The 13,140-nt window shown below is 61.4% G+C and carries 10 protein-coding genes; 7 read left to right on the top strand and 3 right to left on the bottom strand.

All coding sequences use genetic code 11. The features are described from left to right. Window positions 1-25: 25 nt before the first annotated feature. From RGAI101_RS10635 to uraH, 3 genes are all read right to left on the bottom strand, one after another. Window positions 26-2,365 carry an aldehyde dehydrogenase family protein gene (locus RGAI101_RS10635; RefSeq protein ID WP_008226928.1) on the bottom strand — a complete coding sequence of 780 codons (2,340 nt, stop codon included), beginning with the start codon at window positions 2,363-2,365 and terminating at the stop codon, window positions 26-28. Window positions 2,366-2,414: 49 nt separating this feature from the next. Next, a complete protein-coding gene (gene deoC, locus RGAI101_RS10630) occupies window positions 2,415-3,428 on the bottom strand; it encodes a deoxyribose-phosphate aldolase (protein ID WP_037227979.1) in 1,014 nt (337 codons plus the stop codon). A gap of 87 nt (window positions 3,429-3,515) precedes the next feature. Further along, entirely contained in the window at window positions 3,516-3,875 is a 360-nt protein-coding gene (gene uraH / locus RGAI101_RS10625) for a hydroxyisourate hydrolase (protein ID WP_008225166.1), read from the bottom strand. Between the two features lie 473 nt (window positions 3,876-4,348). On the opposite strand from uraH, the gene puuE reads away from it, so the two are divergent. The 7 genes from puuE to RGAI101_RS10590 all read left to right on the top strand — a co-directional run bounded on the left by puuE (window position 4,349) and on the right by RGAI101_RS10590 (window position 13,054). Further along, on the top strand, window positions 4,349-5,761 hold the full coding sequence (gene puuE / locus RGAI101_RS10620; RefSeq protein ID WP_037227976.1) for an allantoinase PuuE: 1,413 nt from the start codon (window positions 4,349-4,351) through the stop codon (window positions 5,759-5,761). After that, window positions 5,758-6,573, top strand: a complete 816-nt coding sequence (locus tag RGAI101_RS10615; RefSeq protein WP_008225152.1) for a bifunctional allantoicase/(S)-ureidoglycine aminohydrolase — start codon at window positions 5,758-5,760, stop codon at window positions 6,571-6,573. The genes puuE and RGAI101_RS10615 overlap by 4 nt, the downstream gene beginning before the upstream one ends. Next, window positions 6,570-7,058 carry an ureidoglycolate lyase gene (locus RGAI101_RS10610; RefSeq protein ID WP_008228594.1) on the top strand — a complete coding sequence of 163 codons (489 nt, stop codon included), beginning with the start codon at window positions 6,570-6,572 and terminating at the stop codon, window positions 7,056-7,058. Before RGAI101_RS10615 ends, RGAI101_RS10610 begins: the two co-directional genes overlap by 4 nt. 58 nt (window positions 7,059-7,116) lie before the next feature. Further along, window positions 7,117-8,541, top strand: a complete 1,425-nt coding sequence (locus tag RGAI101_RS10605; RefSeq protein ID WP_008227003.1) for a uracil-xanthine permease family protein — start codon at window positions 7,117-7,119, stop codon at window positions 8,539-8,541. Window positions 8,542-8,668: 127 nt separating this feature from the next. Next, window positions 8,669-9,889 carry a urate hydroxylase PuuD gene (locus RGAI101_RS10600; protein WP_008224883.1) on the top strand — a complete coding sequence of 407 codons (1,221 nt, stop codon included), beginning with the start codon at window positions 8,669-8,671 and terminating at the stop codon, window positions 9,887-9,889. 85 nt (window positions 9,890-9,974) lie between these two features. Continuing rightward, complete coding sequence (gene mutL / locus RGAI101_RS10595) at window positions 9,975-11,816, top strand: DNA mismatch repair endonuclease MutL (RefSeq protein ID WP_008225641.1); 1,842 nt, start codon at window positions 9,975-9,977, stop codon at window positions 11,814-11,816. After that, window positions 11,813-13,054 carry a DNA recombination protein RmuC gene (locus RGAI101_RS10590; protein WP_008225963.1) on the top strand — a complete coding sequence of 414 codons (1,242 nt, stop codon included), beginning with the start codon at window positions 11,813-11,815 and terminating at the stop codon, window positions 13,052-13,054. The genes mutL and RGAI101_RS10590 overlap by 4 nt, the downstream gene beginning before the upstream one ends. Window positions 13,055-13,140: the final 86 nt, after the last annotated feature.

Raw genomic sequence — 13,140 nt, 5'->3', positions numbered from 1 at the left:
CAGGTTTTCAACCTTGGTTGGGTGATTATTCGCCGTACGGAATCCAGATATTCTTGATCTGAGTGGCGGCTTGCAGAAACGTATGGCCTTCGCCTTCTGGTCCAGTCCAGTCGCGCGCCAGTCCGTTGTTGACCCAAGTGCGCTTGAGATTTTGAGCGGAACCCTTTTCGATGATTTTGCCGAGATCCTTTGCCCCAAAGCTCCAGATCGCATCGACGTCCATGTGCCGCGCGGCTGGTTCTGCGATATCCGCCTGACTGCCGGTCAGAATGTTGACGACACCAGCGGGCACATCGGAGGTTTCGAGGATCTGGATGAAATCGGTGGCAGACAGGGGGAAGGGCGTGCTGGCAGACAGGATCACCCGGTTGCCCATCGCAATCGCCGGGGCCATGCAGGAAACCAGACCCAAAAGCGGGGCTTCGGCCGGGCAAATAGCGCAGATAACGCCGACGGGTTCCTTCATGGCAAGAGCCGCGCCGCGGATCGGGACGCCGTGGACCTGGCCATCGTATTTGTCAGCCCAGGCGGCGTAGGTGAACAGCCGGTTGATCGATGCTTCGACTTCTTTTGCGCCGGTTTTGCCGCCCTGCATCGCATCAAGTCTGTCGGCGAATTCCTTGCTGCGTGCTGCGAGGTTCTCCGCAATGTAGTACATGATTTGGGCGCGCAGGTGGCCTGTCGTCTTGCTCCAGCCTTTTGCCGCTTGGGCGGCTTCGACCGCGTTGCGCAGGTCTTTTCGGCCAGCGAGTGATACATGGCCTAGAAGCCCGCCGGATTTGCCCCAGACAGGCGCGGAATAGCCGCCATCGGGGCGGGTTTGCTTGCCGCCGATATAGAGCTTGGCTGTGCGGTCGATCGGGTCCGCAGGGGCCCCTTTTCCGGCCATCGGTGCAATGTCTTTCAGCGGTTTTTTGGAGCCCTTGGGTTTGGTATAGGCCGCGAGCCCTTCCCAACCGCCTTCGCGTCCGAAGCCGCTTTCGCGGACGCCGCCAAAACCTGCCGCAGCATCCATCATGTTGGTTCCGTTGATCCAGACCACGCCAGCGGCCAATTTCGGCGCGATATCGAGGGCAAGGTTGATATTCTCGGACCAAATCGTCGCGGCAAGGCCATAGCGGGTGTTGTTGGCCAGTTGAACAGCCTCATCCGGTGTCCGGAAGGTCGTGGCGACAAGGACGGGGCCGAATATTTCCTCTTGCATCAGGGGGTCGGCAGGGTTCATGCCCGTGATCAACGTGGGTGGATAATAGCAGCCTTCAGACGGTATTTCACCGGCGGTAAAGACCTCTCCCCCAGTGTTGGCTGCGACCATCTTTGTCACACGTTGAACCTGGACGTCATCGACCATGGCCCCCATGTCGATGGACTTGTCCAAGGGGTTTCCGACACGAAGCTTGGCCATGCGTGCGCGCAGCTTGTCATAGAACCGGTCGGCAACCGGCTCATGCACCAGCAGCCGGGATCCCGCACAACAGACCTGACCCTGATTGAACCAGATGGCATCGACCAGCCCTTCGACCGCGGAATCCAGATCGGCGTCGTCAAAAACGATATAGGGTGATTTCCCACCCAGCTCGAGGGTCAGCGCCTTGCCACTGCCCGCGGTCACTTCGCGAATATGCCGACCCACGGCAGTCGATCCGGTAAAGGCGATTTTATCGACCTCGGCCCCGACGATCATCTCCCCGACGGCACCATCGCCTGTGACGATGTTGACGACGCCTTTGGGCAGCCCGGCCTCCCGGCAGATATCAGCGAATAAAAGCGCGGTGATCGATGTGTATTCCGCAGGCTTCAGCACCACGGTGTTGCCCATCGCCAAAGCGGGTGCCACCTTCCAGGCCAGCATCAGCAGGGGAAAGTTCCACGGGATGATCTGACCGCAGACCCCCAAGGCCTCGACATCCGGCAATTCGCTTTCCATCAGCTGCGCCATGCCAGCGTGATAATAGAAATGCCGTTGCGCCAAAGGCACATCGACATCGCGTGCCTCGCGGATCGGTTTGCCGTTATCAAGCGTTTCCAGCACCGCGAACAGCCGGCTATGCTTCTGCAACAGCCGCGCAATCGCATACAAGAATCGGGCACGCCCGTGGCCGCCCAGCTTTGCCCATTTCGGCTGGGCTTTGCGTGCCGCAGCAACGGCAGCATCCACTTCCTCTTGCGAGGCTTGCGTCAAATTTGCGAGCACATCGCCATTTGCCGGATTACGGCTCTCGAAATCATCGCGCGGCTCGGTGAACGCCCCGTCAATGAAGTGCCCGAACCGGCTGCCCTGATCAACCAACCACGCAAACGCATCCCCGGCAGACTCAGGGGCCGATCCATAGTCCATGGTCTCATAAATTTCCGAAACACTCATGGCTTCACCCTTTTAAAAATACTCAAATCCAGGCCGTGCTACAGACGGCTCAGCTGATGGCATGGCGGTAGCTCGCGGAATAGCTGCCAGTGACATGATGCTCGAGCTGCCGCTCGATGTCGCCCAGCAACGATGACGCGCCAAATCGGAAAAGGTCGGGCCGCAGCCAGCGATCCCCGAGCTCTTCCTTGATCATCGCCAGATAGGTCACCGCATCCTTGGCCTTTGAAATGCCGCCGGCGGGCTTGTACCCGATTCGAATGCCCGTCCGCTCGTAATAATCGCGGATCGCGCGGATCATCACCAACGTTACCGGCAGCGTTGCGTTCACGCTTTCCTTGCCGGTGGACGTCTTGATGAAATCGGCTCCGGCCATCATGCAGATCAACGATGCCCGCGCGACATTGCGCAGGCTGCCCAGTTCGCCGGTGGCAAGAATGGCCTTCACATGGGCCTCGCCACAGGCGGCACGAAAGGCGCGCATTTCGTGATAAAGCGCCTGCCAGTCGCCCGACAGCACATGCCGGCGGGAAATGACGATATCGATTTCTGCGGCTCCGGCAGCAACGCTCATCTCGATCTCGCGGATGCGCAGTTCAAAGGGCGAAAGGCCCGCGGGAAAGCCTGTGGAAACGGCGGCAATGGGGATGTTTGTCCCGGCAAGGGCCTCTTTCGCGGGGGCGATCATCTCGTGATAGACGCAGACCGCGCCAACGGTGATCGGGGCCATGCCGAGAGCCTCCAGCACGGCGGGTGCCACTGGCTGGCGCGCCTTGGCGCACAGGCGTTGGACCCGGCGGGCGGTGTCGTCGCCTGACAGTGTCGTCAGGTCGATGCAGCTGATGGCGCGCAGCAGCCACGCGGCCTGATGGTCTTTCTTGACCGACCGCCGCGCTGGCAAAGACGCCGCGCGCCGCTCCACCGCCGAGGTATTGACCTGCACGGCGCGCACCCAGTCCATATCCAGCGGCATGCCGGGGTTGCGCGGCTCGGTCACCTGCGGCAACTGGTTCTGCCCCACGGTGGTGGGGGCGGTCACAAGAGTGGGGTCGGTGTGGGACATGGGGCGCATTCCTGTCTGATCAGGGTGTAAACTCGCATGGCGCTGTGATGCTTGGCAAGCACCCCGCCCTAACGTCAGCCTTATGGTTCAGCTTCCGCGATAGGTTGAATAGCCGAACGGAGAAAGCAGAAGCGGGACATGGTAATGCGCATCACTGTCCGAAATGCCGAAGCGCAGCGGGATCTGGTCCAGAAAGCGCGGCGTTTCAGGCGGGTTGCCGGTTGCATCCAGATAGGCACCTGCTTCGAACACCAGCTCGTAGGTGCCGGTGGCGAATTGGCCTTTGGGCAGGATCGGCATGTCGGTCCGGCCATCCGCGTTGGTCACCATCTCGGCCAGCTTCATACGGTTGGCCCCCTCGATGCGATAAAGCGTGATCGTCAGCCCGCCCGCCGGTTGCCCGCGCGCAGTATCAAGGACATGGGTCGTCAGATAGCCGTCAGCCATGGTGATTTGTCTTCCTTTGGTTTCGTCCGAAACACGATAGAGGCCAGGAAAGGCAGGTCAATGCCCCTGTCTGCGCGCATTTTGTGGGCGAATCATTCTTTTTTGCGTACCGATTCGTTTTTGTTTTGACCTGCGAATCATCCTGGGCCTATATGGTCACTACATAGAAACAGATGCGCGGCCTGTCAGTCGCGCGAATAAGTCTGAAATATGTGTATCGGTGAACAGAATTCTTATGATCGGGCAAACCGCGCTGGCTGCGGTGATCTTTGGACAGGGGCCGACAGGCCTGCACATGCACCGCGCATGGGCAGCGGCCCCTTTCTCGCACCCCTAATCTTTTCCGTTTCAAGATATCCGCCTGTGTTGCGCAGGCCTCAACCTCTCGCCTGCTGTACATTTCGGGGCATCGGTGGTTGATATCTGGCAGGTGCGACCGGCAATCTGTGCCGTGCATATCAAAGGACATCCGCATGAACCGCTATCCTCGTGATTTTCAGGGCTATGGCCCCACGCCCCCTGATCCGAAATGGCCCAGTGGTGCGCGCATCGCCGTGCAGTTCGTCATCAATTACGAAGAGGGCGGCGAGAATAACGTGCTGCACGGCGATGCCGCCTCAGAGGCTTTCCTGTCCGAGATCGTGGGGGCCGCGCCTTGGCCCGGTCAGCGCCACTGGAATATGGAATCCATCTATGACTACGGCGCGCGTGCCGGGTTCTGGCGTCTGCATCGCCTGTTTACCGGCGCAGACATCCCGGTGACGGTGTACGGTGTCGCCAGCGCGCTGGCACGGTCCCCCCAGCAGGTCGAGGCGATGCGCGATGCGGATTGGGAAATCGCCAGTCACGGGCTGAAATGGATCGACTACAAGGACCACAACGCCGAGGCCGAAAGCGCGGACATCACCGAAGCCATCCGCCTGCATTGCGAAGTCGTGGGCACGCCACCGCGCGGCTGGTACACGGGGCGCAGCTCTATCAACACGGTGGCGCTTGCCGCCGAAACGGGCGTTTTCGACTATATCTCCGACACCTATGACGATGATTTGCCTTATTGGATGCAGGTCGCGGGGCGCGATCAGTTGATTATTCCCTACACGCTTGATTGCAACGACATGCGCTTTGCCACGCCGCAGGGGTTCAACTCGGGCGATCAGTTCTATGCCTACCTGCGCGACACATTCGACGCGCTTTATGCCGAGGGCTGCGATGGGGCGGCCAAGATGATGTCGGTAGGGCTGCATTGTCGTCTGGTTGGCCGTCCGGGGCGTATCCAGGCGCTCAGGCGGTTTATCGACTACATCAAGGGGTTCGAGGGCGTCTGGACGCCGCGCCGCATCGACATTGCCGACCATTGGCGTGCCACCCATCCTCCGCAGCATCCCTTGCGCATTGATCTGATGGACCGCGCGGCGTTCGTGCAAAAATTCGGCGGCGTGTTCGAACACTCCCCCTGGATCGCCGAACGCGCGTTTGATCTGGAACTGGGGCCTGCCCACAACAGCGTCGCTGGCATCCACAATGCGCTGGCGCGTATGTTCCGGTCGGCCACGCACGCCGAACGCATGGGCGTCCTGACTGCCCACCCCGATCTGGCTGGCAAACTGGCGGCTGCGAAACGGCTGACGGCAGAAAGCACTGATGAACAGGCCAGCGCTGGCCTTGATGCCTTGACGGATGCCGAACGCGCGTCGTTCGAGGCGCTGAATGCCGCCTATGTCGCCAAGTATGGTTTCCCCTTCATCATCGCCGTCAAGGATCACGACAAGGCAAGCATCCTGCGCCATTTCGAGGCGCGGCTTGCAAATGAAACAGCCACCGAATTCACCACCGCCTGCGCGCAGGTGGAGCGCATCGCGCGCTTGCGATTGGAGACCATGCTATGAATTATGCCTTCCCCCCCGGCGGTCTGCCCGACCAGTCGCAATCGCCCGAAAGCACAGCCGTGTTCACCGACGCCTATGCCGTCATCCCCGCCAGCGTGCAGCGCGATATCGTCACCAGCCTTCTGCCGGGCTGGTCGAACACACGCGCCTGGGTTCTGGCCCGGCCTCTGACGGGTTTTGCCGAAACCTTTTCCCAGTACGCGCTGGAACTGGCTCCGGGGGGTGGCAGTGCCACGCCAGAACCCGATCTGGACGCGCAGGCGGTGTTGTTCGTGGCCCATGGGACTGCGCAGTTGACCATCGGGCGGGATGCCTATGATCTGGTGGCGGGGTCTTATGTCTACCTGCCGCCCGCCGCTGTCTGGACCTTGTGGAATTCGGCCGATGTCCCCTGCGGCATCCACTGGATCCGCAAGCGCTATGTTGCGGTCAAAGGCATCCAGACGCCTCCGGCTCTGGTGACGCACGAAGATGATGTACCACATACGGCCATGCCTGACACCGACGGTGTCTGGGCGACACAGCGCTTCATGGACCCGCTCGATCTGCGCCATGACATGCATGTGAACATCGTCACGTTTCAGCCCGGTGGTGTGATCCCCTTTGCCGAAACCCACGTGATGGAGCATGGCCTGTACGTGCTTCAAGGCACTGCCGACTATCTGCTGAACCGCGATTGGGTGCCTGTCGGGCCGGGGGATTTCATGTGGCTGCGTGCGTTCTGCCCCCAAGCCTGCGTGGCGACCGGCAGCACGCCGTTCCGCTATCTGCTGTACAAGGATGTCAACCGCCACATGCCGCTGGCCCTATGACACGCGATATCCAGATAGAGCCGCTGACCAAAGCCGCCTTCGCGCCCTTCGGCGACATCCTTGATGCGTCAGGCAGCCCGGACAAGATCATCAACGCCGGGTTATGCGGACGTCATCATGACAAAGCGGTGCTGGATTTCGGACCCGACGGGCGCGCCGGCATCAGCATTTTCAACGCCGAGGCCCGCCGCTTGCCCTATGTGCTGGACCTGCTGGAACGGCATCCCGAAGGGTCACAAGCGTTTCTGCCCATGACGGGGGAACCCTTCCTTGTCATCGTGGCCCCTGATGAAAACGGTGTGCCGGGACGCCCGCGCGCGTTTCTGACAGCACCACATCAGGGCGTGAACTTCCACCGCGGCACGTGGCACGGTGTGCTTACGCCCTTGGCAGAGCCAGGGCTGTTTGCGGTCGTGGACCGGATCGGAGCGTCGGCGAACCTTGACGAACATCCCCTCGACCCGCCTTATGTGATCAGAGCCTAAGGCCAAAAAGGACCGCGCCCCGGAAGACGCGGCCACCTTCCAACAAGGGACAGTACCTATGACCAGCACTTCGATCGGGACGCCTGAACAGCTGCGCGATCCGAACTACACCCCCGCGCTAAGCCGCGCGATCCCGTTGGGCATCCAGCACGTCCTTGCGATGTTTGTGTCAAACGTGACGCCAGCAATCATCGTGGCGGGGGCGGCGGGGTTCGGCTTTGGCTCGAATTCGCCGGATTTCCCCGAACTGCTGTATCTGATCCAGATGTCGATGCTCTTTGCCGGTGTCGCGACCTTGTTGCAGACCCTCACGATCGGCCCCATCGGTGCCGGGCTGCCCATCGTGCAGGGAACATCATTCGCCTTCATCCCGATCATGATCCCGCTGGTGGTCGGCAAAGGCGTTGACGGCCTTGCCGCGCTGTTCGGCGGCATCGTCATCGGGGGGCTTTTCCACGCCTGCCTTGGCCTGTTCATCGGCAAAATCCGCTTTGCCCTGCCGCCGCTTGTGACCGGCCTTGTGGTCACGATGATTGGTCTGGCACTGGTCAAGGTCGGCATCCAATACGCCGCTGGCGGTGTTCCCGCGATCGGCACGCCCGAATACGGCAGCCTGCTGAACTGGTCTGCGGCGCTGGTCGTGATCTTCGTCACCCTCGGCATCAAGTTCTTCACCAAGGGCATGCTGTCGATCTCTGCGGTGCTGATCGGCCTGATCGTCGGCTACATCTACGCGCTTGCCGCGGGCATGCTGACCATCGACGCGATTACCGGCTCATGGGGCCGCTCTGCCGCCTTCGCCCTGCCAAACCCCTTCAAATACGGGTTTGAATTTTCGGCTGCGGCAATCATCGGCTTCTGCCTGATGGCATTCATCTCGGCGATTGAAACCGTAGGCGACGTCTCCGGCATCACCAAAGGCGGCGCTGGCCGCGAGGCGACGGACAAGGAAATCGAAGGTGCGACATACGCCGACGGGATCGGCACGGCGATCGCGGGCGTCTTTGGCGGCCTGCCGAATACATCGTTCAGCCAGAACGTCGGCCTGATCGCGATGACCGGGGTCATGAGCCGCCATGTCGTGACCATCGGCGCGATCTTCCTGATCATCTGCGGCCTGGTGCCCAAAGTCGGCGCGGTCATTCGCACCATCCCGATCGAAGTGCTCGGTGGTGGTGTCATCGTCATGTTCGGCATGGTGGTCGCGGCGGGCATGTCGATGCTGTCGGACGTGGACTGGAACCGCCGCAACATGGTGATCTTCGCCATCTCGATCTCCATCGGTCTGGGCCTGCAACTGGAACCGGGTGCCGTGCAACACCTGCCCGACACCCTCAAGATCCTCATGACCAGCGGCCTGCTGCCCGCAGCGTTGATCGCCATTGTCCTTAACCTGCTGCTGCCCGAAGAACTGGCCGCAGAATCTACTGAGGAAGTGTCGGGCGGCATGTCGGGCACCTCCAAAGGCAGCCTGCCGCACTGACCCCGTAGGCCACAGAAGACACCGCTCTTCTCTGGCTCTTAAATATCCCCGCCGGAGGCATCCTGCGCTGTAATCTAGGCGCGCCCCCGGCGGACCCATTCCAACCAAGAAAAAATAGGATTCCAACATGTACGATATGGCCGCCATGGGCGCGTGGATCGAATTCGCCGTCCGCTGGGTGCATGTCATCACAGCCATCGCGTGGATCGGGTCCTCGTTCTATTTCATCGCCCTTGATCTGGGCCTCCACCGCGACCGCAACCTGAAGTCCGGCGCGGATGGCGAAGAATGGCAGGTCCATGGGGGCGGGTTCTACCATGTGCAAAAATACCTCGTGGCTCCGGCGCAGATGCCCGACGATCTGGTCTGGTTCAAATGGGAAAGCTATTCGACATGGCTGTCGGGCTTCGCGCTGCTGATCCTTGTCTATTACCTTGGGGCCGAATTCTATCTTGTCGATCCCGCGGTGGCGGATCTGGCAACGTGGCAGGCAGTCGGCATTTCGATGGTGTCACTGGCTTTTGGCTGGGTCGTTTACGACCAGATCTGCAAAAGCAAATTCGGCGATGACAATACGCGCCTGATGATCGGCCTATATGTGATCCTTGTCGGTATGGCGTATTTCTACACGTCGGTCTTTTCGGGCCGCGCGGCCCTGCTGCATCTGGGGGCTTTCACGGCGACGATCATGTCGGCCAACGTGTTTTTCATCATCATGCCAAACCAGCGCATTGTGGTGGCCGACCTCAAGGTGGGGCGCACGCCGGATGCGAAATACGGCAAGATCGCCAAACAGCGCAGCACCCACAACAACTACCTTACCCTGCCGGTGATATTCCTGATGCTGTCCAACCACTATCCGCTGGCCTTTGCGTCCGAAATGAACTGGCTGATCGCGGCGCTGGTGTTTTTGATGGGCGTGACGATCCGGCATTACTTCAACAGCCTGCATTCCCGCGCGGGTAACCCGACCTGGACATGGCTTGCCACGGCGCTTTTGTTCATCACGATCATCTGGCTGTCCACCGCGCCCATGTTCCGCATCGCTGAACCCGAAGAAGCGACCGGCCCGTCCCTGCGCTTTACCCAGGCTGACGGCTTTGACCAGGTCCATGATATCGTGCTGGGCCGGTGCAGCATGTGCCACGCGGCAGAACCATCGTGGGACGGGTTGCTTTGGGCTCCGAAAGGCGTGCGGCTCGAGACCGAGCATCAGATCGCGAAGGCTGCCAAGCAGATTTACCTGCAGGCCGGCCTGACCCACGCGATGCCGCCTGCAAACCTAAGCTACATGCGGCCCGATGAACGCGCACAGATCGTTGCGTGGTACCAAGCGGCAACCCGCTGAGCCGCCCGGTTGCGGGTTCAAAACCCGTACCGCGGCCACGAAACCGTCTAGAAGAATCGTGGGGGGCTATGCTAGGTCTAGCAGCATGGCTCATCCAAACCCCAATATACGCGATCTAGCACCGGTTATCCGTCAGCTTGATGATTCCGCAATCAATCGCATCGCGGCGGGCGAGGTGGTCGAACGCCCTGCCTCTGCCGTCAAGGAGCTGGTCGAGAACGCCATCGACGCCGGTGCACGCCAGATCACCGTGGAATATGCCGATGGGGGCAAGACGCTGATCCGTGTGACGGATGATGGCTGCGGCATTCCGGCGGTTGACCTGCCCTTGGCCTTGTCACGCCATGCCACGTCAAAGATCGACGGATCAGACCTGTTGAACATTCACACCTTCGGTTTCAGGGGCGAAGCGTTGCCGTCGCTGGGGGCCGTGGGACGTCTGACCATCACCAGCCGCGTTGCGGGCCAGGACGGGGCCGAGATCACCGTGAACGGCGGCCAGACAGGCCCTGTGCGCCCTGCCGCGCTGAACGGTGGCACGGTTGTGACCCTGCGCGACCTGTTTTTCGCCACGCCCGCGCGCCTGAAGTTCCTGCGCACCGACCGCGCCGAGGCGCAGGCGATTGCCGATATAATTAAACGTCTGGCCATGGCCGAACCTTTCGTCCGCTTCACACTGCGTGATGTGTCAGGCGACGGGCAGGGCCGTGACGTGTTCCGCGCCGAGGCTGAGCAGGGCGATATGTTCGCCGCCCTTCATGGCCGCTTGGCGCAGGTCTTGGGGCGTGAGTTCGCGGATAATTCCCTGCCCATCGACGCAGAGCGCGAAGGGCTGCATCTGACCGGTTTTGCGGCGCTGCCGACCTATTCGCGGGGCACTGCTGTGGCACAGTATCTGTTCGTGAATGGCCGTCCGGTGCGCGACAAGCTGTTGGTGGGTGCATTGCGGGGGGCCTACTTTGATCTTCTCAGCCGCGACCGTCATCCGGCGGCAGCGCTGTTCCTTGACTGCGCCCCGACCTTGGTCGACGTCAACGTGCACCCCGCGAAATCAGAGGTGCGGTTTCGTGATCCGGGTCTTGCACGCGGCTTGATCGTATCCGGCCTGCGCCATGCGCTGGCGGATGCGGGGCACCGCGCCTCGACGACCGTGGCAGATGCGACGTTGGGCGCGATGCGGCCTGAACAGACCGGCGCGCGGGTTTACCAGATGGACCGCCCTTCGCTGGGCGCGCGGACTGCGGCCTATCAGGCGCAGTCGCCCGGATTTGCCGAAACCGCCGGTATGTGGGGCAGGGTGGAAACACCCGCAGCGCCCGTGACCGAAGAACCGCAAGAGACGCCGGATTATCCGCTGGGTACCGCACGCGGGCAGGTGCATGAGAATTACATTATCGCCCAAACCGCCACGGGCATGGTGATCGTTGACCAGCACGCCGCGCACGAACGGCTGGTCTATGAAAAGCTCAAGCGCCAGATGGCGGAAAACGGCGTGGCCGCGCAGGCATTGCTGATCCCCGAGATCGTCGATCTTTCCGCCTCCGATTGTGCGCGCCTGCTGGATGTGGCGGATGAACTGACCAGACTTGGCCTGACGATCGAAGCTTTCGGGGGCAGCGCCATTGCCGTGCGCGAAACCCCCGCGATCCTTGGGACAGTGAACGCGAAGGCGATGATTCTGGATGTTCTGGACGAACTTGCCGACCAGAACGAAAGCAACACGGTTCAGGCGCGAATCGAGGCGATCCTGAGCCGCGTTGCCTGTCATGGTTCCATCCGGTCGGGCCGCTGGATGCGCGGCGAAGAGATGAACGCCCTGCTGCGCGAGATGGAGGCGACGCCCCACTCTGGCCAATGCAACCACGGGCGGCCCACCTATGTCGAACTCAAGCTCAGCGATATTGAACGTCTGTTCGGGCGCACATGATCCAGATCGGCGGGCAAAGCTACGGGTTGGATGATCCGCGCGTCTTGATGGTGCTTGGGGCTGTGGCGCTTGCGCTGCTGATTCTGATGCTGTTGATCATGGCGGTGCGCGCGGCAGGGCGGTCGGCACGGATGGCTGAACCTTTGGCGCGGCAGATGCAGGTTCTGGGCGGCCATGTGCAGCAGCTTGGCATGGGGCAGGAACAGATGCGCGGCGGCTTGCAGACGGTGTCTGACACCCAAGCCAACGCGCAGGCGCAGATGATCCAAAGCATCGAGGCGCGGATGGCCCATGTGCAGCAGCAGATGCAGGACCGGCTGGCGGATAACGCGGCCCGGTCGGCGCGCAGTCTGGCCGAAATGCAGGAACGGATGTCGGCGACCTTGCACGGGTCGTCCAAACAGACCACGACCAGCCTGACGCAGCTTCAGGAACGGCTGGCCGCGATCGACAAGGCGCAGGACAACATCACCAAGCTGTCTGGCGATGTGCTGTCGCTGCAAGATATCCTGAGCAACAAGCAGACGCGCGGCGCGTTCGGGGAAATCCAGCTGAATGACATCGTGTCCAAGGCTTTGCCGCGTGACAGCTATACGATGCAGGCCACCCTGTCGTCGGGCAAGCGCGCAGACTGCCTGATCCACCTGCCAAACCCGCCCGGCCCCATCGTGATCGACAGCAAATTCCCCCTTGAGCCCTACGAGGCCCTGCGCCGGGCCAAGACCGACCACGAGGTGAAGGACGCGGCCCGTGCCATGCGCGTCGCCGTCAAGGCCCACATCAACGCGATCAGCAGCAAGTACATCATCGAAGGCGAAACCGCTGACGGTGCGCTGATGTTCCTGCCGTCGGAAGCCGTCTATGCCGAACTGCATGCCAATTTCCCCGAGTTGGTTCGCGAAGGGTTCGCCGCGCGGGTATGGATCGTGTCACCCACCACCTGCATGGCGACGCTGAACACCATGCGCGCAATCCTGAAGGATGCACGGATGCGCGAGCAGGCCGGTGACATCCGCAAGACATTGAAAATGCTGCACCGCGATGTCGAGATTGTCGTGGAGCGTGTCGGCAAGCTGAACACGCATTTCGGCCAGGCCCGTGCCGATCTGGAAGGGCTGGGAACCGCTGCGGAACGTGCAGGCAAACGCGCGGCGCGGCTGGATAACTTCGACTTCGAAGATCTGGCAGAGCCGGACACCACCGTCGTCTCCCTGACCAAACCCCGTCCGGATCGCTAGCGCTGTCATCGGTCAAAGTGACGCATGGGCACACAGATTCATTTAAAAGCCGTGCAACTCATTTACATCTTGGCGCGTGTCTCTTC

Source organism: Roseobacter sp. GAI101 (assembly GCF_000156335.1).
Lineage (GTDB): Bacteria > Pseudomonadota > Alphaproteobacteria > Rhodobacterales > Rhodobacteraceae > Sulfitobacter.
This window is presented reverse-complemented; position numbering and strand designations above follow the sequence as displayed.

Bases quoted from the DNA above. Each gene is read 5' to 3' on its own strand.
- RGAI101_RS10615 (WP_008225152.1), top strand. From the start codon at position 5,758: ATGAATTATGCCTTCCCCCCCGGCGGTCTGCCCGACCAGTCGCAATCG.
- RGAI101_RS10605 (WP_008227003.1), top strand. From the start codon at position 7,117: ATGACCAGCACTTCGATCGGGACGCCTGAACAGCTGCGCGATCCGAAC.
- uraH (WP_008225166.1), bottom strand. From the start codon at position 3,875: ATGGCTGACGGCTATCTGACGACCCATGTCCTTGATACTGCGCGCGGG.
- RGAI101_RS10600 (WP_008224883.1), top strand. From the start codon at position 8,669: ATGTACGATATGGCCGCCATGGGCGCGTGGATCGAATTCGCCGTCCGC.
- RGAI101_RS10610 (WP_008228594.1), top strand. From the start codon at position 6,570: ATGACACGCGATATCCAGATAGAGCCGCTGACCAAAGCCGCCTTCGCG.
- mutL (WP_008225641.1), top strand. From the start codon at position 9,975: ATGGCTCATCCAAACCCCAATATACGCGATCTAGCACCGGTTATCCGT.
- puuE (WP_037227976.1), top strand. From the start codon at position 4,349: ATGAACCGCTATCCTCGTGATTTTCAGGGCTATGGCCCCACGCCCCCT.
- deoC (WP_037227979.1), bottom strand. From the start codon at position 3,428: ATGTCCCACACCGACCCCACTCTTGTGACCGCCCCCACCACCGTGGGG.
- RGAI101_RS10635 (WP_008226928.1), bottom strand. From the start codon at position 2,365: ATGAGTGTTTCGGAAATTTATGAGACCATGGACTATGGATCGGCCCCT.
- RGAI101_RS10590 (WP_008225963.1), top strand. From the start codon at position 11,813: ATGATCCAGATCGGCGGGCAAAGCTACGGGTTGGATGATCCGCGCGTC.